This window comes from Xanthobacter pseudotagetidis (assembly GCF_043194795.2).
GTDB classification, from domain to species: Bacteria; Pseudomonadota; Alphaproteobacteria; order Rhizobiales; family Xanthobacteraceae; genus Xanthobacter; species Xanthobacter tagetidis_A.
The window spans coordinates 2,795,113-2,819,072 of record NZ_CM195534.1; the positions used below are offsets into that span (position 1 = coordinate 2,795,113).

Consider the following 23,960-nt stretch of genomic DNA (forward strand, 5'->3'; position numbering starts at 1 on the left):
ATGAGCGAGGCGCCTGCCGATCCATCCCGGACCGGTGGGGGCTCCGCCTTGCGGCGCCTCGCCGCCGCCGCCCAGTCGAGCGCGCGCCGGCGCGAGATCGCCCTCGTGGTCATCGCCGCCGTGATGGGGGTGCTCGCGGGCCTGGCGGCCGCCTTCATGAGCACGCTCACCCAATGGGCGCACGAGGCGCTGTACGGCCTTTCGCCGGGCGAGCGGCTGAGCGGCTCGCCGGCGCTGCTCTCGCCCTGGCTGATGCTGGTGCCGGCGGCGGGCGGCGCGGCCATGGGGCTGATCGCTCTGGCGCTGAAGAAATGGCGCGACCGGCCGTTCGTCGATCCGATCGAGGCCAATGCGCTGCATGGCGGGCGCATGTCGCTGGTGGACAGCATCATCGTCGCGGCGCAGACCATGGTGTCCAACGGCTTCGGTGCCTCGCTGGGCCTGGAAGCCGGCTATTCGCAGATCGGCTCCGGCATCGCCTCCCGGCTCGGCCAGGCGTTCGACCTCAGGCGCAACGACCTGCGCATCCTGGTGGGGGCAGGGGCCGCGGCGGGGCTCGGCGCGGCGTTCGATGCCCCGCTCATGGGCGCCTTCTACGGCTTCGAGATCATCATCGGCACCTATTCCATCCCCGCCGCCGCGCCGGTGCTCGCCGCCACCATCACGGCGGTGATGACGGCGCGGCTCCTGGGCGCGCATGTGGAGCGGCTGCAACTGCCGCTCGACGTGACGCTGGCACCGATCGACATCGTGCCGGTGCTGGGCCTGGGCCTCGTGGCGGCGGCGGTGGCGATCGGCGTCATGCGGCTGGTCACCGCCGTCGAGGCCGGGTTCGCGAAGAGCGGCATCCCGGCGCCGCTGCGGCCCATGGTGGCCGGGCTGATGGTGGGCGCGCTCGCCCTCTACAGTCCGCAGGTTCTCTCCGACGGGCACGGCGCATTGCACAAGCAGGTCGAGGGCGCGATGACTCTCACGGTGGCGGTGATCTTCGGCTTCAAGATCCTCGCCTCGGCGCTCTCCATCGGCTCCGGGTTCCGCGGCGGCTTGTTCTTCGCCTCGCTGTTCCTGGGCGCGCTGATGGGCAAGCTCTATGGCGGCGCGCTGGCGATCGCGTGGCCCACGCTCGGCCTCGACCCGGCGGTGCTGGCGGTGGTGGGCATGGGCGCGCTGGCGGTGGGCATCATCGGCGGTCCCATGACCATGACGTTCCTGGCTCTGGAGATGACCGGCGACCTCGCGCTGACCGGCTACGTGCTCGCGGGCGCGGTGGTGACCTCGCTCGCGGTGCGCGAGACCTTCGGCTTCTCCTTCTCCACCTGGCGCTTCCACCTGCGCGGCGAGGCGATCCGCAGCCCCCACGACATCGGCTGGATGCGAGAGCTGACGGTCGGCCGGATGATGCGCACCGATTTCGCGACCTTTCCCGCGGGCGGCAGCATCGGTGCCCTCAGGGCCGCCGTTCCGCTGGGCGCGCACCGCCTCGTGGCGCTGGTGGACGACAAGGGGGCCTATGGCGGGCTGGTCCAGGTGGCGCAGGCCCATGGGCCTGCCCTTGCCGCCGATGCGCCGGCGTCATCCATCGCCCGCCAGACGGATGCGCTGCTGCTGCCCGCCATGAACGTGAGGGAGGCGGCGTTCGCCTTCGACGCCGCCCACGCGGAAGACCTCGCCGTCGTGGCGGACCGGGCCGGTCGGCGGCTGGTGGGCCTTCTGGGCGAAGCCTACGTCCTCAAGCGCTACGCTCGCGAGCTGGAGCGGGCGCGGCGAGGGCTCGGCGCGGAGGACTGAAGGGGAGGCGGCCAGCGCCGCCTCGCCCGATCTGGAGGGCTCTGAGGCAGGCAAGCCGGTCCGCGTCAGGCGCCCCCGGTCCAGCGCACGGTGGCCTCGGCGACGCGCTTGCCCAGATGCCGGGCGGTGCGGTGGTCGGTGGCTGGGGGCACCACCTCCGGGCCCTGGTCGATGTTGGACTGGGCATAGGCGCCGGCGAAGCCGCCCAGGCGGTTGAGATCCTCGGGCGAGCCGTTGGCATTGTTGTTGCCGGGATGCAGGCCGAGGCCGACCCACACCATGCCGTGCTGCTGGGACAGGCCGAACAGCACCTCCATGCCACGATGCTTGTCGCCGTTCATGGCGCCGGAATTCACGAAGCCGGCGGCCAGCTTGTCCTTCCACTTCATCTCGAACCAGCGCTTGGAGCTCTTCTCGGCGAAGGTCTGGAAGGCGGCCGAGACGTTGCCCATGTAGATCGGCGCGCCGAAGACGATGGCGGCGGCGCCGTCCAGCAGCTCCCACTTCTCGTCCACCTGCTCCACCGGCACCAGAACGCCCTCGACGGCGTCGCTTTCCTTGATGCCGGCGAGCACGGCCTCGGCCACCACCTTGGTGTGGCCGTAACCGGAATGATAGACGATGGCGATGACGGGCTTGGACATGGCAGCCTCTCAGCGGTTGGTATCTGCCTCCAGATCTGGCGTGCACCAGGAAAAGTTTCCAGGCGATAGATCGCAAAGTTCGTATGCGCTGATGCAATGAAAGCGACGCAGCGCTTCGGGGGCTTTAACAGGGCGGAAACCGGGATCGGCGAAGGTGGGCGCATGCAGAGCCGCTCCCGCCTCCAGACCATCCTCGCCACGCTCGCGCTCCACGTGGGCGCCGCCGCGCTGATCGGCTATTTCGCCTATCACGCCTACACCGGCGAGCACGGAATCCTGGCCAAGCGCAACTTCGAGCAGGACATGCAGCAGCTTCAGGGCGAGCTGGACGACCTGAAGGCGCAGCGCGCGGCGCTGGAGCACAAGGTCGGGCTGCTTGTCGCCACGCAGCTCGACCCCGACCTTCTGGACGAGCAGGGACGCCGCCAGCTGGACTTCATCCATCCCAAGGATGTCGTGTTGCTTCGCAATAAATGAACTTGAAAATAGTTTACGATCGATCTGAACTATAATCAGGTTCAATCAAGCAAAATCAAACGTTGGCAACGTGTTGCGGCGCAGCAATCCGAATTTGTCGCTTTGAGGGCGCGGCGAGGTGGGTTAGGAAGGGCGACCTTTCCGCGTATCCGAGGACGCCGATGGCCACGAAGAAACCATCCGCCCGCGCCGCCGCTGCCGAGCCCGCGATTCCCGCCTTCACCGCCGACGAGGATCTCGCCGCCTATCGCGAGATGCTGCTCATCCGCCGCTTCGAGGAGAAGGCCGGCCAGATGTACGGCATGGGCCTGATCGGCGGCTTCTGCCACCTCTATATCGGCCAGGAGGCCGTGGTGGTCGGCATGCAGATGGCCATGAAGGACGGCGACCAGGTCATCACCGGCTATCGCGACCACGGCCACATGCTGTCCACGGGCATGGACGCCAAGGGCGTCATGGCCGAGCTGACCGGCCGCCGCGGCGGCCTGTCCAAGGGCAAGGGCGGCTCGATGCACATGTTCAGCATCGAGAAGCAGTTCTTCGGCGGCCACGGCATCGTCGGCGCCCAGGTGTCCCTCGGCACCGGCCTCGGCTTCGCCAACCGCTACCGCGAGAACGGCGCGGTCTCCGTCACCTATTTCGGCGACGGCGCGGCCAACCAGGGCCAGGTCTACGAGAGCTTCAACATGGCCGAGCTCTGGAAGCTGCCGGTCGTGTACGTGATCGAGAACAACAAGTACGCGATGGGCACCGCGGTCACCCGCGCCTCGGCGCAGACCGACTTCTCCAAGCGCGGCACCTCCTTCAACATCCCCGGCGAGCAGGTGGACGGCATGGACGTGCGGGCGGTGAAGGCCGCCGGCGCGCGCGCGCTCGCCTTCGCCCGCGAGGGCAACGGCCCCTACATCCTGGAGATGCAGACCTACCGCTATCGCGGCCACTCCATGTCGGACCCGGCGAAGTACCGGTCCAAGGAGGAGGTCCAGAAGATGCGCACCGAGCACGACCCGATCGAGCAGGTGCGGGTGCGCCTCCTGGAATCGCACAAGGTGACCGAGGACAAGCTCAAGGCCATCGACGCCGAGATCCGCGACATCGTCAATGCGGCGGCGGACTTCGCGAGCCACGAGCCCGAGCCCGATCCCGCCGAGCTCTACACGGACGTGCTGCGCTGAGGCGCCCGCGATGGCCAATCTGTTCCTCGGTCTCGCCATCCTCGCCATTGTCGCCGCGCTCTGCGCGTGGGGCGTGGCGGCGCGCGAGGCGCTGAAGATCTTCCGGGCCGAGCGCCCGGCGGGGCTGTCCGCCGCCACCACGCTGTTCCTGGTGGTCTTCTGGCCGTTCGCGGTGCGCGCCAGGGACGGCGCGTCCGCGCCGGCCGCCGACGCCGCGCGCATGAGCAAGGCCACCGTCGCCTTCTTCGTCGCCGTCACTTTGCTGGTGGCCTCCGCCGCCGCCTACACCAACCTCACCACGCCGCGTCCCGGCGCCGTTCCGGCGCAGGCGCCCGCGAAGAGCTGACCGAGAGCTGAAGCCATGGCCATCGAAATCCTCATGCCGGCCCTCTCGCCCACCATGGAGAAGGGCAACCTCACCAAGTGGGTGAAGAAGGAGGGCGACGCCGTGAAATCCGGCGACGTGCTCGCCGAGATCGAGACCGACAAGGCCACCATGGAGGTGGAGGCGGTCGACGAGGGCATCCTCGGCCGCATCCTGGTGCCCGAGGGCACGCAGGACGTGGCGGTCAACACGCCCATCGCCACCATCGTCGCCGAGGGCGAGGATGCCGGCGCCGCCCCGGCTCCCGCCGCCAAGGCGGCCGAGAGCCCGCCGCCCGCCGTCGCGCCGTCGCCGGTCGCCGCCGCCGCGCCCGCGGTGCCCTCCGCCCCGGCGCCGAGCGCGGTCGCCGCGCCGCCGGTGGTGTCCGCCCCGCCGGACCCGGAGGTGCCCGCCGGCACCGAGTTCGTGACCATGACCGTGCGCGAGGCCCTGCGCGACGCCATGGCCGAGGAGATGCGCCGCGATCCCGACGTGTTCGTCATGGGCGAAGAGGTGGCCGAGTATCAGGGCGCCTACAAGATCACCCAGGGGCTGCTGCAGGAGTTCGGCGCCAGGCGGGTGGTGGACACCCCCATCACCGAGCACGGCTTCGCCGGGATGGGCGTCGGCGCCGCCATGGCGGGGCTGAAGCCGATCGTCGAGTTCATGACCTTCAACTTCGCCATGCAGGCGATCGACCAGATCATCAACTCCGCTGCCAAGACGCTCTACATGTCGGGCGGGCAGGTGCACTGCTCCATCGTGTTCCGCGGCCCGAACGGCGCCGCCGCGCGCGTCGCCGCCCAGCACAGCCAGGACTATTCCTCCTGGTACAGCCACATTCCCGGCCTCAAGGTGGTGGCGCCCTACACCGCCGCCGACGCCAAGGGCCTGCTCAAGGCGGCGATCCGCGATCCCAACCCGGTGATCTTCCTGGAGAACGAGATCCTCTACGGCCACGCGTTCGAGGTGCCGAAGCTGGACGACTTCGTGCTGCCCATCGGCAAGGCGCGCATCGCCCGCGCGGGCAAGGACGTGACGCTGGTGTCGTTCTCCATCGGCATGACCTATGCGCTGAAGGCCGCCGAGGAGCTGGCCAGGCAGGGCATCGAGGCCGAGGTGATCGACCTGCGCACGCTCCGCCCCATGGACGTGCCGGCCATCGTCGAGAGCGTGAAGAAGACCGGGCGCTGCGTCACGGTGGAGGAGGGCTGGCCGCAGTCCGGCATCGGCGCGGAGATCGCCGCCCAGCTCATGGACAAGGCGTTCGACTATCTCGACGCGCCGGTGCTGCGCGTGACCGGCAAGGACGTGCCCATGCCGTACGCCGCCAATCTCGAAAAGCTCGCCCTTCCGTCCGTCGCCGAGGTGATCGCGGCGGTCCACGCCGTCACCTACCGCTGAGGGGGTCAAAATGCCCATCGACATCCTGATGCCGGCGCTGTCCCCCACCATGGAGAAGGGCAACCTCTCCAAGTGGGTCAAGAAGGAGGGGGACACGGTCAAGTCCGGCGACGTGCTCGCCGAGATCGAGACCGACAAGGCCACCATGGAGGTGGAAGCGGTCGACGAGGGCGTGCTCGCCAAGATCCTGGTGCCCGAGGGCACGCAGGACGTGCCCGTGAACCAGGTGATCGCGGTGATCGCCGCCGAGGGCGAGGACGTGAAGGCCGCCGCCGGCTCGGCCGGGAAGGGCGCGGCGCCGGCGCCTGCGTCTCAGCCGGCCGCCCCCTCACCCCAGCCCTCTCCCCCGCGGGGAGAGGGGGCACCTGCCGCTGCCGCCACCGCTCCCTCTCCCCAGCGGGGAGAGGGTGGGGGTGAGGGGGCAGGGCCGGCCGGGCAGGGGCAGCGCGTGTTCGCCTCGCCGCTGGCGCGCCGGCTGGCCAAGGAGAAGGGCATCGACATCGCCGCCGTGGCGGGTTCCGGCCCCCACGGGCGCGTCATCGCCCGCGACCTCGACGGTGCCCGCGCCCAGCCGGTCCCGGCGGCGCCCGCCGCCGCGCCAGCCGCCGCCGCTCCCCAGCCCACCGCCGCCGCGCCGAAGCCGGCGCTCGCCACGGCGCCGGGCGCCGAGCAGGTGAAGGCCCTGTTCGAGGCCGGCACCTACGAGGAGGTGCCGCTCGACGGCATGCGCAAGACCATCGCCCGCCGCCTCGTGGAGAGCGAGCAGGTGACGCCGGTCTTCTTCCTCACGGTCGACTGCGACATCGACGACCTCATGGCCCTGCGCGAGCAGGTGAACGCGGCCGCCGCCAAGGACAAGGACGGCAAGCCCGTCTACCGGGTCTCGGTGAACGACTTCGTCATCAAGGCCATGGCGCTGGCGCTCCAGAAGGTGCCCACCGCCAACGCGGTGTGGGCCGAGGACCGGGTGCTGCGCATGAAGCATTCCGACGTGGGCGTCGCCGTGGCGCTCGACGGCGGCCTCTACGCGCCCATCGTCAAGAAGGCGGAGCTGAAGTCGCTCTCCGCGATCTCCAACGAGATGCGCGACCTCGCTTTGCGCGCCCGCAACAAGAAGCTGAAGCCGGAGGAATATTCCGGCGGCTCCACCTCGGTGTCGAACCTCGGCATGATGGGGATGCGCAACTTCACCGCCATCATCAACGCGCCGCAGTCCTCCATCCTCGCGGTGGGCGCCTCCGAGCAGCGGGCCGTGGTGCGCGGCGGCGAGATCAAGATCGTCACCCAGATGACCACGACGCTGACCTGCGACCACCGGGTGATGGACGGGGCGCTGGGCGCCGAGCTTCTGTCCGCCTTCAAGGGCTTCATCGAGAAGCCTATGTCCATGCTGGTGTGAGCTGCCGGTCGACGGTGTAAGAAGGCCGCGCGCGAGCACTGTCCCCGCCCTCGGGGCCGGGCCAGATCAAACCGCTCCGCGCGCCGATGGTGTAGCAGCGGCCTTGCGGCGCCCCGGGCGCCCGACCGCAGAAGCAAAGAGAGTCATATGAGCCATACGCCCCACGAGCTTGCCGCCGATTTTCCCGAATATGCGGAGAAGATCAGCGCCCTGAAGCAGTCCGACGCGCGCTTCGCCAAGCTGTACGACGAGTATCACGAGGTGAACCGCAAGGTGCACCGCGCCGAGACCGATGTGGAGCCCACCGGCGACGAGGAGATGGAGGCCATGCGCCGCACGCGCATGCAGCTGAAGGACGAGCTCTACGCCATCCTGACGAAATGACGTGACGGAGGGCGCCGTCCCGGCGGCGCCCTCGGCTCAAGGCGGCGCGAGCGAAAGGGCGCGAAGGCAGAAAGACCGCATGAAGCTCTATCTGGCCGGCCCCGAAGTGTTCCTCGACAACGCCCGCGAGATCGGCCGGCGCAAGGTCGAGCTGTGCGCCCGCCACGGCTTCGAGGGCCTGTTTCCGCTCGATGGCGACCCGACCCTCGACGCGGCCGCAGGCGCCCATGCCCGCGCCATCTTCGCGGCCAATCTCGCGCTCATGCGCGCCGCCGATGCGGTGCTGGCGAACCTCACCCCGTTCCGCGGCATCAGCGCCGATCCCGGCACCGCCTTCGAGGTCGGCTACGCGTTCGCGCTCGGCAAGCCGGTGGCCGCCTATTCCAACCTGCCGGGCGAGCTCAAGCACCGCGCGCACCATGCCATCGGCCGGGCGGCGGAAGGGCCTGCGAGCCTGATGGCGGACGGCCTCCACGTGGAGGATTTCGGCCATTTCGACAATCTCATGCTGGCGGAGGCGCTGGAGGCTTCCGGCCTGCCGGTGATCCAGGCGGCGGGCGCCGCCGCCGACCCGTTCCGCGACCTCGCGCTGTTCGAGCACGCCTTGGCGGCGCTCGGCGCGGCCCGCGATGCCGGCCGCCTGGCGCGGCCTCCCTTCCATCCAGAGCCCACCGGAACAAGGCGCGGCGAGGAGACGACCCATGGCTGACACCTACGACATCATCGTCATCGGCGGCGGGCCGGGCGGCTATGTGGCTGCCATCCGCGCGGCGCAGCTCGGCTTCAAGACCGCGGTGGTGGAGAAGAGCCATCTCGGCGGCATCTGCCTCAACTGGGGCTGCATTCCCACCAAGGCGCTGCTGCGCTCGGCCGAGATCTACCACTACATGGAGCACGCCAAGGATTACGGGCTCTCGGCCGAGAAGATCGGCTTCGATGCGGCCGCCGTGGTGAAGCGCTCGCGCGGGGTCTCCTCGCAGCTCGCCACCGGCGTCGGCTTCCTGCTGAACAAGAACAAGGTGGACGTGATCTGGGGCAAGGCCACCTTCACCTCCCCCGGCAAGCTGAAGGTCGAAGCGGCGCAGAACCCGCCGAAGAACGCCAAGGGCGGCGGCGACTACAGCGCCAAGCACATCATCGTCGCCACTGGCGCCCGGCCGCGCGCGCTGCCGGGCATCGAGCCCGACAGGAAGCTGATCTGGACCTATTTCGAGGCCATGGTGCCGGAGAAGATGCCCAAGTCCCTCCTGGTCATGGGCTCGGGCGCCATCGGCATCGAGTTCGCCTCCTTCTACCGCACCATGGGCGTGGACGTGACGGTGGTGGAGGTGCTGCCGCAGATCCTGCCCGTGGAGGACGAGGAGATCGCCGCCATCGCCAGGAAGCGCTTCGAGAAGCAGGGCATGAAGATCATGTCCGGCGCGAAGGTGGCGGGCGTCACCAAGCACGCCGACAGCCTCACGGTCCACGTCACCGACGACAAGGGCAAGGCGCACGACATCACGGTGGAGCGGATGATCTCGGCGGTGGGTGTGGTGGGCAACGTCGAGGGCCTGGGGCTGGAAGCGCTGGGCGTGAAGATCGAGCGCGGCATCATCGCCACCGACGGGCTCGGGCGCACCAACGTGCCGGGCGTCTACGCCATCGGCGACATTGCCGGCCCGCCCATGCTGGCGCACAAGGCCGAGCATGAGGGCGTGATCTGCGTGGAGACCATCAAGGGCCTGCACACGCACCCCATGGACAAGCTGAAGATTCCCGGCTGCACCTACTGCACGCCGCAGATCGCCTCTGTCGGCCTCACCGAGAAGAAGGCCAAGGAGGCGGGACGCGAGATCAAGGTGGGCCGCTTCCCCTTCATCGGCAACGGCAAGGCGATCGCGCTCGGCGAGCCGGACGGCCTCGTGAAGACCGTCTTCGACGCCAAGACCGGCGAGCTGCTGGGCGCCCACATGGTGGGGGCGGAGGTGACCGAGCTGATCCAGGGCTTCGTCATCGCCATGAATCTCGAGACCACGGAGGAGGAGCTGATCCACGCGGTGTTCCCGCACCCGACGCTCTCCGAGATGATGCACGAGAGCGTCATGGCGGCCTATGGCCGGGCGATCCACGTCTGAGCGCGGCGGGCTTCCCCCGCCGCCACCTCACGTCTCCTTGTGCACGGCCGGCGGGTCGCTGGCGGGGAAGCTCTCCTCCAGCGCCTCGTCGAGGCGTCCGGCCATTTCCTTCTGCGCCTCCGACTCGGCCTGCTCGCGCTTCAGGGCGATGATCTGCGTCAACAGGTGATCGCGCCGCGCCGCCAGGTCGGCGATGGAGCGGCCGGCCGCCTCCTCGATCACGCCCCGGACGAGCTGCGCCTGGAGCTCGGGGGTCATCTGCGGCGCGCCGAGATCGGCCCACCAGCCTTCCACCGCCGGCAGGAGATGCTCCAGAAAGTGGGCGAGACCGCCCTGGCCGCCGCCCAGATGGAAGGTCATGTGCTGGCCCATCAGGGCCCAGCGCAGCCCCGGCCCCTCGGAGACCGCGGCGTCGATGTCCTCCACCGAGGCGACGCCCTCGGCGACCAGATGGATCGCCTCGCGCCACAGCGCCGCCTGGAGGCGGTTCGCCACGTGGCCCTTCACCTCCTTGCGGATCTCGATCGGCCGCTTGCCGAGCGCGGCATAGAAGGCCATGGCGGTGTCGACCGCCGCCCGGCCCGCCGCGCCGTTGCCCAGCACCTCCACCAGGGGGATCAGGTGCGGCGGGTTGAAGGGATGGCCGATGACGCAGCGCTCCGGCCGGGCGCACAGCTCGGTCATGCGGCTCAGGAGCAGGCCCGAGGTGCTGGAAGCGATCACGCCATGGGGGGCCAGCACGGCGTCGAGCTGCGCCAGCAGCAGCTGCTTGATCTCGTAGCGCTCTGGCGCGTTCTCCTGCACGAAGTCGGCGCCCGCCGCCGCCTCGGCCGGATCGGTGACGAAGCGCCAGGCGGTCGGATCGGCGGTCGGCAGGGCGCCGAGCTGGGTCAGGATCGGCCAGGCGGTGTCGATGAAGCGCTGCGTCGCCGCCTTCGCGCTGGGGGAGGGGTCGCTCACCGTCACCTCCAGGCCGCGGGAGACGAACAGCGCCGCCCAGCTGGCGCCGATGGTGCCGGCGCCGATGACGCAGACACGGCGGATGTCGGAGGCGGGGAACATGGGGCAAACTCCTTCCGGCGACGGGCTCAGCGCGGCGCCTGCTTCAGCGGGGAACCTGGGCCAGAAGCTCGCGCATGCCCAGCCAGCCGATCTCGACACCGATGGCGAACAGGATGAACGCGAACAGGCGCACCAGCACGTTGGTGCCGTTCTTGCCCAGCACCCGCTCGATGGTCGGCGCCTCGCGGAAGGCGAAATAGACCGTCAGCGCCACCGCGACCAGCCCGGCCAGCGCGCCGATGAGGCTGGAGAGCGATTCCAGCGCGTCGATCTTCCAGGTGGGCTTGTGGCTGGCGGCGAGCGCGATGGTGGTGGCGATGGAGCCCGGCCCCACGGTCAGCGGCAAAGTGAGCGGGTAGAAGGCCTCGTCCCGGGCCTGCGCCTCGCTCAGCTCCTGGCTCGCGGTCCGGTCGGCGGGCTCGTCGCCCTGGTGCAGGATGCTCCAGCCCACGGCCATCACCACCGCGCCGCCGGCCACCCGCAGCACCGGCAGGCTGACGCCGAAGAACAGCAGGATCTGCGCGCCGAACAGCAGCGAGCCGAGCAGCAGGATGAAGCCGTAGAGCGCCACCGAGCGGGCCACCTGCTCGCGCACCGTGGGGGAACACTTGCGCACGAAGTTCAGGAAGATCGGCGCGCTGCCGAGCGGATTGACCACCGGGAACAGGGCCGCGAACACCATCACGAAGATGTTGATGGAATTGGTCACGTAGCTCAATCCGGGCCCCTCCCGAAAGGACGCCTGCGGCGCCCTTGCCCCACACCCGTCCTCCCGCGATCGCCGAGCCGTCCGCGACCGGCCCTACGCCTCCACCCGCTCCCAGCCCTGGGGCGAGAGGCGCTCCTGCGGCAGGAAGCGACGCTTGTAGTCCATCTTCTTCGAGCCCTGCACCCAATAGCCGAGATAGACGTACGGCAGGCTCATCTCCCGCGCCCGGCTGATGTGGTCGAGGATCAGGAAGGTCCCGAGCGAGCGATGCGCCACGTTGGGGTTGTAGAACGAATAGACCATGGACAGGCCGTCCGAGAGGACGTCCGTCAGCGCCACCGCCATCAGGTCGCCGACACCGCGGCCGAGGATGCGGCTGTCGGGGCCGGCCTTGCGGTATTCCACGAGGCGCGTCTCCACATGGGTGTCCTCCACCATCATGGCGTAGTCGAGCACGCTCATGTCGGCCATGCCGCCCGAGCCGTGGCGGGCGGTGACGTAGGAGCGGAACAGCGCATATTGCTCCGAGGTGGGGGTGGGCGGCTTCATGGCGCCGATCAGGTCGGCATTGTCGGCACGCACCCGCTTGAAGGAGCGGCTCTCCACGAAGTCGTCGACGCAGATTCGCACCGAGACGCAGGCCCGGCAGCCCTCGCAGGCGGGGCGGTAGGCGATGGACTGGCTGCGGCGGAACCCGCCCTGGGTCAGGACGTCGTTGAGCGCGCCCGCCCGTTCGCCCACGAGGTGGGTGAACACCTTGCGCTCCTCCCGCCCCGGCAGATAGGGGCAGGGGGAGGGGGCGGTCAGGTAGAATTGCGGTGTATCGCGCGGATGTTCGCTCACGGTCCTACGCCTCGAACCGGTACAGCATCGCCGGAGCTTGCGGTCCGGTCAAAGGCGAAGGCGGGATTGCGCGCAATTTTCAGCGGCGACGGCGCAGCGTGGCGGCGCGGCTTTCGTTGTTCACCACCACGGTGCCGACGAGGAAATCGTGCAGCAGCCGGCGCCGGTCGTTGAACAGCGCCACCAGGAGCACCAGCGGCGTCGCGACCGAGATCGACACCCAGAAGCACACCGCGTGCACGGCGCCCAGCAGCGAGTAGCAGGGCGCGCCGTACCAGGTGCGCATTTCGAGGTCCATGAGTCGCATGCCGAGCGTCGCCGATGCCGGCGAGCCGAGGGTGATGGCGTTGTAGAGCACGGCCCAGATCACGAACGCCGGCCCGAGCAGCGGGAACAGCATCCAGCCGAGGCTGAGCGTGACGATGCCGAACACGAAGATGAACACGGCAAGCAGAATGATCGGCCCGATGATCATCATCGCATCGACGCAGAAGGCGACGAGGCGGCGCGAGAGCACGCCGTCGAAATATTCCGGCTGCGTCACGGGATCATAAGCGTGGGGACGCGGCCCATAGGATACGCCGATGCGGGGCGGCTCGCGGGTCTGGCTCGACGGGTCGCTCATGGCGCCAAGGCTCCTCGGCCCGGCATTGGGCCATAACGGGAACGTGGGGAGCCGCGCCTGCAAGCGCAAGGGCTCATGGCAGGGGGCTCACGGCGGGGGGGGCGGACGGCAGGGACAGGCGGGCCGGGCGGCTACCAGTCGATGCCGCCGGCGCCGAGCCGCTGCACCGGCAGCCCCTCCGCCTCCAGCGCCGCCTCGATGGCCTGGGCATGGGCCTGGTCGCGGGTCTCCACCGTGAGGTCGAGCCGCGTGCCCTTGGCCGGCACGTCGAGGAAGGTGCGGCGGTGGTGCACCTCCAGGATGTTGGCGCCGAGCTTGCCGAGCAGCGTCGCGATGCGCCCCAGCATGCCGGGGCGGTCGAGGATGGTGAGGCGGAACGAGACGATGCGTTCCTCGCGCTCCAGCTCGCGCAGGAGGATGCTGGCGAGCATGCGCGGGTCGATGTTGCCGCCGCACAGGATCAGGCCCACGGTCCGGCCCGCGAACCGCTCCGGCTCGGTGAGGAGCGCGGCGAGCCCCGCCGCGCCGGCGCCCTCGGCGAGCGTCTTCTGGTTGGTGAGGAAGGCGTTCACCGCGCGCTCCAGCGCGGTTTCGTCCACCAGCACGATGCTCGGCACCAAAGCGCGGATGATGGTCTGGGTCAGCGTGCCCACATTGTGGACTGCGATGCCCTCGGCGAGCGTCGGGCCGCCGCAGGGGCGGGCGATGCCGGTGAGCGCGGTCCACATGGCCGGGTAGAGCGCTGCCTCGACGCCGACGACCTCGGTCTGCGGCGAGCGGCCGGCGAAGGCGAGGGCGACCCCGGAGGCGAGGCCGCCGCCGCCGATGGGGGCCAGCACCGCGTCGAAGTCCGGGCCGTCCTCGATCATCTCCAGGCCGATGGAGCCCTGGCCGGCGATCACGTCCCGGTCGTCATAGGGATGGACCAGGATGCGGCCTTCCTCGCGCGCGATGCGCTCGGCCTCGCCTTGGGCATCCGCCACCGTGTCGCCGAACAGGACCACCTGGGCGCCGAACGCCTCGGTGGCCATCACCTTCACCTGCGGCGTGGTCTCCGGCATGACGATGGTGGTGGAGATGCCGAGCCTGGTGCCGTGGCAGGCCACCGCCTGGGCGTGGTTTCCGGCCGACATGGCGACGACGCCGCGCCGCGCCTCCTCGGGCGACAGGCGCGCGAGCTTCACCAGCGCGCCGCGCTCCTTGAACGAGGCGGTGACCTGGAAATTCTCATACTTCACCCATACCTCGGCCCCGGTGAGGGCGGACAGGCGCGGCGCCCGCAGCGTCGGCGTGCGCAGGATGGCGCCGGCGAGCAGCGGGCGTGCCGCCTCCACGTCCGCGAGGGTCACCGGCAGGCCGGCATCGGCGGGGGCTTTCAGGGGCATGGGCGTTCCTCGTGGGAGCTGCCTCGCGGGACAGCCTTCGTTCCCGCGCGGGCGGGCGGTCATCTGAGGAGGAAAGCGCGGCGATTGTCCATGGGGGCGGGGGCGGAACCTGGCCCGGGCGCCGCATCTTGGAGCGGTTCCGGACGGCACCGGGGAGAAAGGAACCGGGAGAAAAGAAAAGGGCGCGGCCCGAAGGCCGCGCCCGTGTCGGTTCCCGTCCTGTGCGCGCTCAGCGGCGCTTGGACATGGGGATGTACTCGCGCAGGGCGGCGCCGGTGTAGAGCTGGCGGGGACGGCCGATGCGCTGGCTCGGGTCCTCGATCATCTCCTTCCACTGGCCGATCCAGCCGACCGTGCGCGCGAGCGCGAACAGCACGGTGAACATGGTGGTGGGGAAGCCCATCGCCTTGAGCGTGATGCCCGAATAGAAGTCGATGTTCGGGTACAGCTTCTTCTCGATGAAGTAGTCGTCGTGCAGGGCGATGCGCTCCAGCTCGATGGCGACGTCCAGCAGCGGATCGTCCTTGATGCCGAGCTCGCCGAGCACCTCGTGGCAGGTCTGCTGCATGATCTTCGCGCGCGGGTCGTAGTTCTTGTAGACCCGGTGGCCGAAGCCCATGAGGCGGAAGGGATCGTTCTTGTCCTTGGCCCGGTTGATGTATTCCGGGATGCGGTCGACGTGGCCGATCTCCATCAGCATCCGCAGCGCCGCCTCGTTGGCGCCGCCGTGGGCGGGGCCCCACAGGCAGGCGATGCCGGCTGCGATGCAGGCGAAGGGATTGGCGCCCGACGAGCCGGCGAGCCGCACCGTGGAGGTGGACGCGTTCTGCTCATGGTCGGCATGGAGGATGAAGATCTTGTCCATGGCCTTGGAAAGGATGGGACTGACCTTGTACTCCTCGCAGGGCACGGCGAAGCACATGCGGAGGAAGTTCGACGTATAGTCGAGATCGTTCTTGGGATACACGAACGGCTGGCCGATGGAATATTTGTAGGCCATCGCCGCCAGCGTCGGCATCTTCGCGATCATCCGGATCGAGGCGATGAGGCGCTGCTGCGGGTCCGAGATGTCGGTCGAGTCGTGGTAGAAGGCCGAGAGCGCGCCGACCGAGGCCACCATGATCGCCATCGGATGGGCGTCGCGGCGGAAGCCCTGGAAGAAGCGCGTCATCTGCTCGTGAACCATCGTGTGACGGGTCACGGAATAGTCGAAGTCCGCCTTCTGCGCGGCGGTGGGCAGCTCGCCGTAGAGCAGGAGATAGCAGGTCTCCAGGAAGTCGCCGTTCTCGGCCAGCTGCTCGATGGGATAGCCGCGATAGAGCAGCACGCCCTCGTCGCCGTCGATATAGGTGATCTTGCTCTCGCACGAGGCCGTGGAGGTGAAGCCGGGATCGTAGGTGAACATCCCGGTCTGCCCATAGAGCTTGGCGATATCCACCACGTCCGGACCGATGGTCCCCCCGTGGATCGGCAGATCCCAGCTCTTGTCCCCCACGGTCAGCGTTGCTGCCTTGGCCCCGGTATTGGTGGCGTCCATGGCTTCCTCATCCTTAGGGCGGACTGGCGCCCCTGTGTGAGCCCCGCGGCGGCGTTCGCGCATGCGAAGTCGCCTCATCGCAGTCCTAAACCCTCCCCATTCCTGCCGCAAGCGTGACCATGGTTCAGGATCGGGCAGCAAGGCGAGATTGAGCGATTTCAAGCTCTTGCGGCGAGTTCACATTGTAGAACGGATCGTTTCCCGCCGGATTCCAGGCGATTGCTGCGCCGCCCAGCAGCTCGATCACGAAACCGACCCGGCGTTCCCCGGCCTCCAGCAGGAGACGCAGGCGATCGCGGGCTGCAACCGGCCACAGGGCGATCACCGGATGGCGGCGGCCGAACGAGGCGGCGCAGGCCGGTCCGCCTCCGGCGGGCAGCCCGGCGGCGAGGCGCGCCGTGAGGTCGCCCGGCAGAAACGGCGTGTCGGCGGGCGCGGTCAGGAGCAGGCCCTCGGGCGCCTCCGCGGCGACCCGGTCGAGCCCGGCGAGCACGCCGGCGAGCGGGCCCGGCCGGCCGGGGAAGGCGTCCGGCAGCACCGGCAGGCCGAGCGGGGCGAGCGCCTCGGCGTCGTTGCCGGCCACATAGAGGCGGGCGACCTGCGGGCGCAGGCGCTCGGCCACATGAGCCGCCAGGGGGCGGCCGCCGAGGAGCACCATGGGCTTGGCTGCAGCGCCCAAGGCCGGAGCGCCCATGCGCGTGCCGAGGCCGCCGGCGAGGATCAGGCCGATCACCGGCGGTGCCGGCGTCGCGGACGGCTCCGGGTTCGGGGCAGGAGAGGGGGGCTGGGTGCGGCCGGGCATGGGGCACCATAGCAGAACGCCCGGCGCGAGGGCCGGGCGTTCCAGGAGAGGGAGGCGGCGCAGGCGTGCGCCGCGGTCTTCGGTCCGGCCTCACTCCGCCACGGCGGGCGGGGCGGCGAGGCCCAGCCGGCGCGGCAGCGCGGCGACCTTGGTGCCGAGCGCCCGCCAGGTGGCGAAGTCGTTCAGCCGCGAGGTCTCGAAGGCGCCGATCACAGCCGCCGCCACAAAGGGCAGGCTCTGCACCATCAGCGCGATGCCGTAGAAGTTGATCTCGCGGATATGGCGCCAGTCGTTCTTGGTGAGCGCCACGCCCGGCATGTTGTTGAGCAGCACGAGGGCGATGCCGGCGAGCAGCAGCAGGCCGCCGATGGTCGCCTCCGGCAGCGCCGGGAAGGAGCGGGCCGCGCCGGCGAGCCAGTTGTTGCCCTTGGCGGTGCGGGCGAAGGCGAGGTCCTTGTAGCGGAACCCGTCCAGCACCGCCTTCGCCACCGTGAACTGCACGGCGCTCGCCGCGATCGCCGCGCCCAGCATGCGCATGGGCGTGGTGGCGACGCGCATCTTGTAGAGGCTCACGAAGTGCAGCGCGTACACCAGGAAGGTGGCGACGATCGGCAGGGTCAGCACGTAGGCCGGCACCGAGACGCCGAACAGCAGCACGAACGGCACGAAGGCGAGCGAGGCCAGGGCCATGAAGGCGCCCACCGATTCCGAGCCGAGCCACGAGATCCAGCCGAGCACGAAGTGGCGCTTCTGGGCCGTGGTCAGGCGCGAATGGTTCGGCAGGAACCGGCGCCAGTGCTTCTTGATGATCTGGAAGCCGCCATAGGCCCAGCGGTGACGCTGCTTCTTGAACGCCTCGAAGGTGTCCGGGAGCAGGCCGTAGCCATAGCGCTTGCGGGTGTAGTGGGTCTTCCAGCCGTTCTCGGCGATGGTGAGGCCGAGATCGGTGTCCTCGCAGATGGTGTCGGACGACCAGTTGCCCGCCTCCATCATGGCGGCGCGCCGGATCAGGCACATGGTGCCGTGGACGACGATGGCGTCGTCCTCGTTGCGCTGGACCATGCCGATGTCGAAGAAGCCGGCATATTCGGCGTTCATCGCCTCGTGGAGCGGGCTCTTGGCGCCGTCGCGGTGATCCTGCGGCGCCTGGACGAGGCCGACGGTGGGGTCGTCGAACACCGGCACGAGGTCCTTCAGCCAGTCGGGCGTCACCGCATAGTCGGCGTCGATCACGCCAATGATCTCGGCGTCGGGCGCGGTCGCCTCCAGGGCGATGCGCAGGGCGCCGGCCTTGAAGCCCGACACCTTCTCGGCGTTGATGAACTTGAAGCGCTCGCCCAGCAGCGCGCAATGGGCGCGCACCGGCTCCACCATCGCCGGGTCCGGCGTGTTGTTGACGATGATGATGGCCTCGAAGTTCGGATATTCGAGCCGGGCCAGCGCGTCGATGGTCTGCTTCAGCATCTCCGGCGGCTCGCGATAGGCGGGCACGTGGATGGAGACCTTGGGGAAGCGCGAGGGGAGGGCGGGCTTCTGCGCCTCGACCAGCCGGGCCGGGCCGCGCCCGAACACCACCGCCGCCAGCTCCTCGACGCGGTAGAGCAGCACGAACACCAGGGGCACCAGCATCACCACGCTGAGCGCCAGGGTGATGTAGTCGCCGCCCATGACGTAGTGGTTCATCCAGTAGTCCACCACCAGCGCCAGCCACGCGGCGACGCCGTTGGCGGCGCCCGCGAGCACGGCGCCCTGCGAGGCCGTCAGATCGCGCATGCGCAGCAGCGGCAGGGCGAACAGCACGCCGAGCAGCAGCGCCAGGATGGCGGTCTGGTTGTAGGTGGTCTCGAAGATCGGGCCGGTGAGCGGGAACTTCAGGTTCCGGTCGGCGTCGAACATGCCCCAGTACTGGCCCACCGAGCCTTCGTTCTGCTTCTTGGGCAGGTCGAACGCCTCGATGATGTTGTACTCGATGCCGAGCGCGTCGGCGCGGGCCACGAAATCGCGGATGATCTTGGCCTGCCACATGGGATCGGGCACCGAGGCGCCGCGATTGTAGCCGTGGGAGGGCCAGCCGAACTCGCCGACGACGATGCGCTTGCCGGGATAGGCGGCGCGCAGGCGGTTGTAGGCGCTGATGGTGTAGTCCACGACCTGGTCGGCCGGCACGTCCTCCCAGTAGGGCAGGATATGGGCGTAGATGAAGTCCACCGACGAGGCGAGCTCGGGCGTCTCGAGCCACGTGTTCCAGATCTCGCCCGTGGTGACGGGCACGTTGACCTGGCGCTTCACCTTGCGGATCAGCTCGGCGAGCTCGCCTTCCTTCATGTCGCCGCGAAGCATCGTCTCGTTGCCGACCACGACCGCATCCACGTTGCGGTTGCGCCGCGCCACCTCGACGACGTTGGCGAGCTCCTTGTCGTTGCCGGCCTTGGCCTTGGGGTCGATCACGCCGTTCTTGTCGATCTCGCGGTTGAGCCAGGCGCCCGCGGTCACGCGGATGCCCTGCTCACCGGCGATGGGGGCGATCAGCTCCTTGCCGTGGGTGGAGGAATAGGTGCGGACGGCACGGGTATAGGGCGCGACCGCCTTCACGTCCGCGCGGATCTGGTCCGCATTGGTCGGTGCCTCGCCCTCCGGGCTCATGTGCCGGCTGAAGGGAGCGAAGGACAGGCTGCGGAAGCGCTCCGTCAGGTTCGGAGCGTCCGCCTCGGGACGCAAGGAAAGCCACATCGCGGCATGGAACGAGGTCACAACCGCAATGATCGCTGCCGCAGCAGCAAGTCCGGGACGCATGGCGATGCCCACCCATGAAGGGGAAGTTAGAACCCGAACGCTGGCTTAAGGCGGCAGGTTCCGGAAGACATAACTGGGGCACCCTTTCGACCTGCCCCCGCGGTCGGCCGTGCGTCTTTCCGTTGCACCGCACCGAGAGACTAACACTCTCGAATAAGGAGATAAATGGGGAGTGTGGCGGCCGTTCGACAAGCGTGCGTCCGCCGCATGATGTCATTGCTGCGCAGGTGCGGCAATGAAATCAGGGTTAACCCAGCACTGGTGGACCCTGCTGTTGAGGTTGGCCTGGGCCTTCTGGTCGAGATTTCCCTGCCGCACGAGGCACCGGAACGCCAGCTTCAGGTGCTCGGTGGGGCAGCCGAAGCGCTCGTAGATCTCGATGTGGCGCTTGGCGGTGTCCACGTCATCCCGCCACAGGAGGGCGGCGATGCGGCGGCCGGTCCACACGCATTCGGGCAGGCCGGCGGTGCCGGGCAGCTTGGCCGCCTCGTTGAATTCCTCCACCGAGCGGCGCTGCGCCTCCTGGGCCGCCTTCTGCTCGGCTGTCATCTCTTGGGCGGGCTTCTGGTCGTTGCCCTGGGTCTGGGCTGCGACAGGGTTGAGGCAAGCGAGAAGGACTGCGCCCGCGAGGAGCGAAAGGCGAAAGCTGTGCATGTCGGCCATTTTCATCGGAAGGGAGCGGCGATCCGCGACGACACCCTAGGAGATGGTGGCGATTTTGTCAGCATGACGACCGCGCCGTCGATCTTTTGTCGGACCCGCCTCCCGCGCCCGCCCGCAGCTTCACACCGGCGGGGGAAACCTCTATGTGGCGTGTCTGGTCCCGCCCGGGAGTATTCCCCCTTGTCCCTGCGAATGCCGATCGCTTCCGCTCTGGTCGTCAGCGCGCTCGTCGCCGCGCTCTGGGCCTTCGTCGGGCAGAAGGTGGAGATGCCGCCGTCGCCGCTGGCGGCGGGGGAGAAGCTGCCCTGCGTCTCCTATGCCCCGTTCCGCGACGGGCAATCGCCGTTCGACCGGCCGCTCGCCATTCCCGAGGCGCAGATCGACGAGGATTTCGCCCGCCTGTCGAAGCTCACGGGCTGCGTGCGCACCTATTCCATAGAGGCCGGGCTCGACAAGGCGCCGGCGCTGGCGCGCAAGCACGGGCTCGATCTGCTCATGGGGGTCTGGCTGAGCGCCGATCCCGAGCGCAACCGGCAGGAGCTGGAAGAGAGCATCCGCATCGCCAACGAGAACCGCGACGTCATCAAGGCCCTGGTCGTGGGCAACGAAGTGCTCCTGCGCGGCGAGATGTCGCCGATGGAACTGTCGGACACGCTGAAATATGTGCGCTCAAAGGTGGCGCCCATTCCCGTCACTTACGCCGACGTGTGGGAGTTCTGGGAGCGCAACAAGGGCCTTTCGGCGGACGTGGATTTCGTGACCATCCACATCCTGCCTTATTGGGAGGACCTGCCGGTCTCCGCCGCCGAGGCCGGCCCGCATGTCGCGCAGATCCGTAACGAGATGGCCGACGCGTTTCCCGGCAAGGAACTCCTGATCGGCGAAACCGGCTGGCCGAGCGCCGGGCGCATGCGGGAGGAGGCGCTGCCCTCGCCCGCGAACCAGGCGCTGGTGCTGCACGACCTCCTGGCGATGGCCAAGCGGCAGAACTACCGGGTCAATTTCATCGAGGCGTTCGACCAGCCCTGGAAGCGGCGCAGCGAGGGCACGGTCGGCGGCCATTGGGGACTGCTCGACGCCTATGCGCGCGCGCCGAAATTCACCTGGGGCGCGCCGGTGTCCAATTTCCCGTTCTGGCCGGTGAATATCCTGATCGGCGTGCTGGTCGTGGCGGCGGCTCATGGGGCGGCCTTCGTCGGCACCCGTCATGCCGAACGCGCGGCACCCATGGGCCCGCTCGACTGGGCCGTCGTGGGGGCGCTCGCACTTGCGTCGGGCGCGACGCTCGGGCAGGCGGCGGCGAACCTGCCGCTGGAAAGCCTCGGCCTGTTCGGTTGGCTGCGCAACGGCGCCTTCTTCGCGCTGGCGCTCGCCTGCGCGCTGGCGCTGCCTTGGCTCGTGGGTCGCGGGCAGGGGCTGGTTCCAGTCTCGCACCTGCTCGATCCCGCGCGCCGGGAGCGAGGTCGGGCGCCGGCCGTTGTGGCCGCCCTGGTCCTCGCCGCGACGGTGACGGCCGTGGGCGTCGCTGCGCTCGAGCTGGTGTTCAACCCGCGCTACAAGGATTTTCCGGACTTCGTGCTCACCGGGCCGGCGCTCGGCATCCTGGTTCTGGCGCTGCTGCTGCGGCCCGCGCGCACCGGATTGTCGGCCACCGAGCAGATCGCCCGCTACGCCTTCCTGGCGGCTGCGATCTACATCCCGCTGAACGAGACGCTCTCCAACTGGCAAGCCCTGTGGTTCGGCGGGCTGTGCCTTGCCGTCGCGCTTACGGTGTGGCGGGTCCAGGCCGTGCAAAGGACAGCATGAGCGCCATGGCGGCGAGCGCGCCGGCGAGCTCGTTGTGGAACACCAGCGCCAGTCCCGAGAACGCGAGCGCCACGGCGAAGGCCGGCAGGCTGGGGCGGATGAGCTGCACCGCGGCCGCGGCCAGCGCGATGGCGCCGAACACGTCCCAGTTGTAGAGCGCGAGCACCGCCGTGCGGGTGTAGCATTGGGCGCTCTCCAGCCCGGCCTCGCAGGCAAGCCGCACCAGCGCCGGCTCCAGCACCAGATAGCGGATATAGAGCGCCCATCCCACGGTGCCCATGCCGAGCGGGATCAGCCAGTTGAGCGTGCGGGGACCGGGGCGGAACAGCGTGCTTCCGCCGGCCTCGACGCGTCCCTGATCCGTGGTGCCGATGTCGCTCATGGTCCGTCCGCTGGTGCCGACCTCAGGTGAGAGCCTCTTACGCCGGCTGCCGGACCCGGTCCAGAGGACCGCCGGGGCCGGGGCGCGCGAAGCGGTTTCCACTTCGCGCGAAAACGCACTAAGGGATTGTCCCCGGCGCAGCCGTTCGCGCCGCGATTCTGCGCCCGCGATGATTGCGCGCCGGGCGAGGGGATGGCCGGGCTCGGCGTCCAGGGGGAAGGTTCATGGGTGATCGCAGCCTGCTCGTCATCGTGCTCGCGGCCGGGGAAGGCACGCGCATGGCCTCCAGGACGCCCAAGGTGCTGCACAAGGTGGCGGGGCGAACCATGCTGCACCACGTGCTCGCCGCCACCGCCGCCGCGGGCGCCACTCGCACCGCGGTGGTGATCGGCCCCGACCGTGACGACGTCGCCGCCGAGGCGCACCGGGTCTCGCCCGGCGCCCAGGTGTTCGTGCAGCGCGAGCGGCTCGGCACCGCCCATGCCGTGCTCGCCGCCCGCAAGGCGCTGGAGGAGGGGGCGGACGACGTGCTGGTGCTCTATGCCGACACGCCGCTGGTCAGGGCCGAGACCCTCGCCCGCCTGCGCGCCCCGCTCGCCGCCGGGGCCGGCGTCGCCGTGCTCGGCTTCCGGCCCGACGATCCGACCGGCTATGGCCGCCTCGTCACCGAGGGCGCCGCGCTCCTCGCCATCCGCGAGGAGAAGGACGCGAGCGCCGCCGAGCGCGCCATCGCCTTCTGCAATGCCGGCCTGATGGCGCTTTCGGGCAAGGGGGCGCTGGCGCTGCTGGAGCGCATCGGCAACGCCAACGCCAAGGGCGAATACTATCTCACCGACGCGGTGGAGCTGGTCCGGGCCGACGGCCTGCCGGCGGTCGCCATCGAGGCGCCGGTGGAGGAGGTGGCCGGCGTCAACAGCCGGGTGCAGCTGGCCGAGGCGGAGGCGATCCTCCAGGCCCGCCTGCGCCGCGCCGCCATGATCGGCGGGGCGACGCTGATCGCGCCGGAGACCGTCTTCTTCTCCGCCGACACGGTGCTCGGCCGCGACGTGCTGGTGGAGCCCCACGTGGTGTTCGGGCCCGGCGTGCGCGTCGGCGACGACGTGGTGATCCATTCCTTCTGCCACCTGGAGGGCGCGGTGCTGGAAGCGGGCGTCACCATCGGCCCCTACGCCCGCCTGCGGCCGGGCACCCGGCTCGATGCCGGCGTGCGCATCGGCAACTTCGTGGAGACCAAGGCTTCCCACATTGAAAGCGGCGCCAAGGTCAACCATCTGTCCTATGTGGGCGATGCCCATGTGGGTGCGGGCGCCAATCTCGGCGCGGGCACCATCACCTGCAACTATGACGGCTTTTCCAAGTACCGGACCGAGATCGGGGAGGGCGCCTTCATCGGCGTGAACTCCGCCCTCGTCGCGCCGGTGCGCATCGGCAAGGGCGCCTATGTGGGCACGGGCGCGGTCATCACCGAGGACGTGCCGGAGGACGCGCTGGCGGTCGCCCGCGCGCGGCAGGTGGTGAAGGAGGGCTGGGCCAAGGCTTTCCGCGCGCGCCGCGCCAAGGACAAGGCCGGGTCGTGACAGGAACGGAAAGGCGAAGTGATG

At 69.5% G+C, this 23,960-nt stretch carries 22 protein-coding genes; 11 read left to right on the forward strand and 11 right to left on the reverse strand.

Annotated elements, in window-relative coordinates; translation table 11 throughout:
- A complete protein-coding gene (locus tag V5F67_RS12775) occupies positions 1-1,788 on the forward strand; it encodes a chloride channel protein (protein WP_394017486.1) in 1,788 nt (595 codons plus the stop codon).
- Positions 1,789-1,853: 65 nt separating this feature from the next.
- On the opposite strand, the gene V5F67_RS12780 is transcribed toward V5F67_RS12775, so the two are convergent.
- Positions 1,854-2,432, reverse strand: coding sequence for a flavodoxin family protein (locus V5F67_RS12780; RefSeq protein WP_394017485.1), 579 nt, complete (start codon positions 2,430-2,432; stop codon positions 1,854-1,856).
- Positions 2,433-2,594: 162 nt separating this feature from the next.
- Here V5F67_RS12780 and V5F67_RS12785 point away from each other — a divergent pair, with 162 nt between their 5' ends.
- From V5F67_RS12785 to lpdA, 8 genes are all read left to right on the forward strand, one after another.
- A complete protein-coding gene (locus tag V5F67_RS12785; RefSeq protein WP_394017484.1) occupies positions 2,595-2,909 on the forward strand; it encodes an FtsB family cell division protein in 315 nt (104 codons plus the stop codon).
- A gap of 161 nt (positions 2,910-3,070) precedes the next feature.
- A complete protein-coding gene (gene pdhA, locus V5F67_RS12790) occupies positions 3,071-4,084 on the forward strand; it encodes a pyruvate dehydrogenase (acetyl-transferring) E1 component subunit alpha (protein ID WP_394017483.1) in 1,014 nt (337 codons plus the stop codon).
- Between the two features lie 10 nt (positions 4,085-4,094).
- A complete protein-coding gene (locus V5F67_RS12795) occupies positions 4,095-4,430 on the forward strand; it encodes a hypothetical protein (protein WP_394017482.1) in 336 nt (111 codons plus the stop codon).
- Between the two features lie 15 nt (positions 4,431-4,445).
- On the forward strand, positions 4,446-5,852 hold the full coding sequence (locus V5F67_RS12800) for a pyruvate dehydrogenase complex E1 component subunit beta (RefSeq protein ID WP_394017481.1): 1,407 nt from the start codon (positions 4,446-4,448) through the stop codon (positions 5,850-5,852).
- Between the two features lie 10 nt (positions 5,853-5,862).
- Positions 5,863-7,251 (forward strand): pyruvate dehydrogenase complex dihydrolipoamide acetyltransferase, encoded by a 1,389-nt coding sequence (locus V5F67_RS12805; RefSeq protein ID WP_394017480.1) that lies wholly within the window; start codon positions 5,863-5,865, stop codon positions 7,249-7,251.
- Positions 7,252-7,398: 147 nt separating this feature from the next.
- The gene (locus V5F67_RS12810) at positions 7,399-7,635 is read left to right on the forward strand and encodes an HP1242/YdcH family protein (protein ID WP_394017479.1); all 237 of its coding nucleotides are present in this window, start codon (positions 7,399-7,401) and stop codon (positions 7,633-7,635) included.
- 79 nt (positions 7,636-7,714) lie between these two features.
- A complete protein-coding gene (locus V5F67_RS12815; protein ID WP_394017478.1) occupies positions 7,715-8,344 on the forward strand; it encodes a nucleoside 2-deoxyribosyltransferase in 630 nt (209 codons plus the stop codon).
- Positions 8,337-9,752, forward strand: coding sequence for a dihydrolipoyl dehydrogenase (lpdA, locus tag V5F67_RS12820; RefSeq protein ID WP_394017477.1), 1,416 nt, complete (start codon positions 8,337-8,339; stop codon positions 9,750-9,752). Before V5F67_RS12815 ends, lpdA begins: the two co-directional genes overlap by 8 nt.
- A 27-nt stretch (positions 9,753-9,779) precedes the next feature.
- Here the strand turns inward: lpdA and V5F67_RS12825 are convergent, their stop codons facing one another.
- From V5F67_RS12825 to V5F67_RS12865, 9 genes are all read right to left on the reverse strand, one after another.
- Complete coding sequence (locus V5F67_RS12825; RefSeq protein WP_394017476.1) at positions 9,780-10,814, reverse strand: 3-hydroxyacyl-CoA dehydrogenase NAD-binding domain-containing protein; 1,035 nt, start codon at positions 10,812-10,814, stop codon at positions 9,780-9,782.
- A 43-nt stretch (positions 10,815-10,857) separates the two neighbouring features.
- A complete protein-coding gene (locus V5F67_RS12830) occupies positions 10,858-11,523 on the reverse strand; it encodes a MarC family protein (protein ID WP_394017814.1) in 666 nt (221 codons plus the stop codon).
- A 93-nt stretch (positions 11,524-11,616) separates the two neighbouring features.
- On the reverse strand, positions 11,617-12,366 hold the full coding sequence (locus V5F67_RS12835) for an arginyltransferase (RefSeq protein ID WP_394017475.1): 750 nt from the start codon (positions 12,364-12,366) through the stop codon (positions 11,617-11,619).
- 79 nt (positions 12,367-12,445) lie between these two features.
- Positions 12,446-12,991 carry an RDD family protein gene (locus V5F67_RS12840; protein ID WP_394017474.1) on the reverse strand — a complete coding sequence of 182 codons (546 nt, stop codon included), beginning with the start codon at positions 12,989-12,991 and terminating at the stop codon, positions 12,446-12,448.
- 131 nt (positions 12,992-13,122) lie between these two features.
- A complete protein-coding gene (locus V5F67_RS12845) occupies positions 13,123-14,376 on the reverse strand; it encodes a threonine ammonia-lyase (protein WP_394017473.1) in 1,254 nt (417 codons plus the stop codon).
- Positions 14,377-14,605: 229 nt separating this feature from the next.
- Positions 14,606-15,913 carry a citrate synthase gene (gene gltA / locus V5F67_RS12850; protein ID WP_394017472.1) on the reverse strand — a complete coding sequence of 436 codons (1,308 nt, stop codon included), beginning with the start codon at positions 15,911-15,913 and terminating at the stop codon, positions 14,606-14,608.
- 124 nt (positions 15,914-16,037) lie between these two features.
- Positions 16,038-16,715 carry a molybdenum cofactor guanylyltransferase MobA gene (gene mobA / locus V5F67_RS12855; protein ID WP_394017471.1) on the reverse strand — a complete coding sequence of 226 codons (678 nt, stop codon included), beginning with the start codon at positions 16,713-16,715 and terminating at the stop codon, positions 16,038-16,040.
- Positions 16,716-16,805: 90 nt separating this feature from the next.
- Positions 16,806-19,508 (reverse strand): glycosyltransferase, encoded by a 2,703-nt coding sequence (locus V5F67_RS12860; RefSeq protein ID WP_394017470.1) that lies wholly within the window; start codon positions 19,506-19,508, stop codon positions 16,806-16,808.
- 213 nt (positions 19,509-19,721) lie between these two features.
- Positions 19,722-20,057, reverse strand: a complete 336-nt coding sequence (locus V5F67_RS12865; RefSeq protein ID WP_394017469.1) for a hypothetical protein — start codon at positions 20,055-20,057, stop codon at positions 19,722-19,724.
- Between the two features lie 294 nt (positions 20,058-20,351).
- Here V5F67_RS12865 and V5F67_RS12870 point away from each other — a divergent pair, with 294 nt between their 5' ends.
- The gene (locus V5F67_RS12870) at positions 20,352-21,977 is read left to right on the forward strand and encodes a glycoside hydrolase family 17 protein (protein ID WP_394017468.1); all 1,626 of its coding nucleotides are present in this window, start codon (positions 20,352-20,354) and stop codon (positions 21,975-21,977) included.
- Here V5F67_RS12870 and V5F67_RS12875 read toward each other — a convergent pair.
- Positions 21,937-22,359, reverse strand: a complete 423-nt coding sequence (locus tag V5F67_RS12875) for a hypothetical protein (RefSeq protein WP_394017467.1) — start codon at positions 22,357-22,359, stop codon at positions 21,937-21,939. The genes V5F67_RS12870 and V5F67_RS12875 overlap by 41 nt on opposite strands.
- Before the next feature lie 224 nt (positions 22,360-22,583).
- On the opposite strand from V5F67_RS12875, the gene glmU reads away from it, so the two are divergent.
- Entirely contained in the window at positions 22,584-23,936 is a 1,353-nt protein-coding gene (glmU, locus tag V5F67_RS12880; RefSeq protein ID WP_394017466.1) for a bifunctional UDP-N-acetylglucosamine diphosphorylase/glucosamine-1-phosphate N-acetyltransferase GlmU, read from the forward strand.
- The last annotated feature ends 24 nt before the right edge of the window (positions 23,937-23,960 follow it).

Excerpts from the sequence above, each read along its gene's own strand:
- V5F67_RS12775 (WP_394017486.1), top strand. The coding sequence starts at position 1 with ATGAGCGAGGCGCCTGCCGATCCATCCCGGACCGGTGGGGGCTCCGCC.
- V5F67_RS12780 (WP_394017485.1), bottom strand. The coding sequence starts at position 2,432 with ATGTCCAAGCCCGTCATCGCCATCGTCTATCATTCCGGTTACGGCCAC.
- V5F67_RS12785 (WP_394017484.1), top strand. The coding sequence starts at position 2,595 with ATGCAGAGCCGCTCCCGCCTCCAGACCATCCTCGCCACGCTCGCGCTC.
- pdhA (WP_394017483.1), top strand. The coding sequence starts at position 3,071 with ATGGCCACGAAGAAACCATCCGCCCGCGCCGCCGCTGCCGAGCCCGCG.
- V5F67_RS12795 (WP_394017482.1), top strand. The coding sequence starts at position 4,095 with ATGGCCAATCTGTTCCTCGGTCTCGCCATCCTCGCCATTGTCGCCGCG.
- V5F67_RS12800 (WP_394017481.1), top strand. The coding sequence starts at position 4,446 with ATGGCCATCGAAATCCTCATGCCGGCCCTCTCGCCCACCATGGAGAAG.
- V5F67_RS12805 (WP_394017480.1), top strand. The coding sequence starts at position 5,863 with ATGCCCATCGACATCCTGATGCCGGCGCTGTCCCCCACCATGGAGAAG.
- V5F67_RS12810 (WP_394017479.1), top strand. The coding sequence starts at position 7,399 with ATGAGCCATACGCCCCACGAGCTTGCCGCCGATTTTCCCGAATATGCG.
- V5F67_RS12815 (WP_394017478.1), top strand. The coding sequence starts at position 7,715 with ATGAAGCTCTATCTGGCCGGCCCCGAAGTGTTCCTCGACAACGCCCGC.
- lpdA (WP_394017477.1), top strand. The coding sequence starts at position 8,337 with ATGGCTGACACCTACGACATCATCGTCATCGGCGGCGGGCCGGGCGGC.
- V5F67_RS12825 (WP_394017476.1), bottom strand. The coding sequence starts at position 10,814 with ATGTTCCCCGCCTCCGACATCCGCCGTGTCTGCGTCATCGGCGCCGGC.
- V5F67_RS12840 (WP_394017474.1), bottom strand. The coding sequence starts at position 12,991 with ATGAGCGACCCGTCGAGCCAGACCCGCGAGCCGCCCCGCATCGGCGTA.
- V5F67_RS12845 (WP_394017473.1), bottom strand. The coding sequence starts at position 14,376 with ATGCCCCTGAAAGCCCCCGCCGATGCCGGCCTGCCGGTGACCCTCGCG.
- gltA (WP_394017472.1), bottom strand. The coding sequence starts at position 15,913 with ATGGACGCCACCAATACCGGGGCCAAGGCAGCAACGCTGACCGTGGGG.
- mobA (WP_394017471.1), bottom strand. The coding sequence starts at position 16,715 with ATGCCCGGCCGCACCCAGCCCCCCTCTCCTGCCCCGAACCCGGAGCCG.
- V5F67_RS12860 (WP_394017470.1), bottom strand. The coding sequence starts at position 19,508 with ATGCGTCCCGGACTTGCTGCTGCGGCAGCGATCATTGCGGTTGTGACC.
- V5F67_RS12865 (WP_394017469.1), bottom strand. The coding sequence starts at position 20,057 with ATGACAGCCGAGCAGAAGGCGGCCCAGGAGGCGCAGCGCCGCTCGGTG.
- V5F67_RS12875 (WP_394017467.1), bottom strand. The coding sequence starts at position 22,359 with ATGAGCGACATCGGCACCACGGATCAGGGACGCGTCGAGGCCGGCGGA.
- glmU (WP_394017466.1), top strand. The coding sequence starts at position 22,584 with ATGGGTGATCGCAGCCTGCTCGTCATCGTGCTCGCGGCCGGGGAAGGC.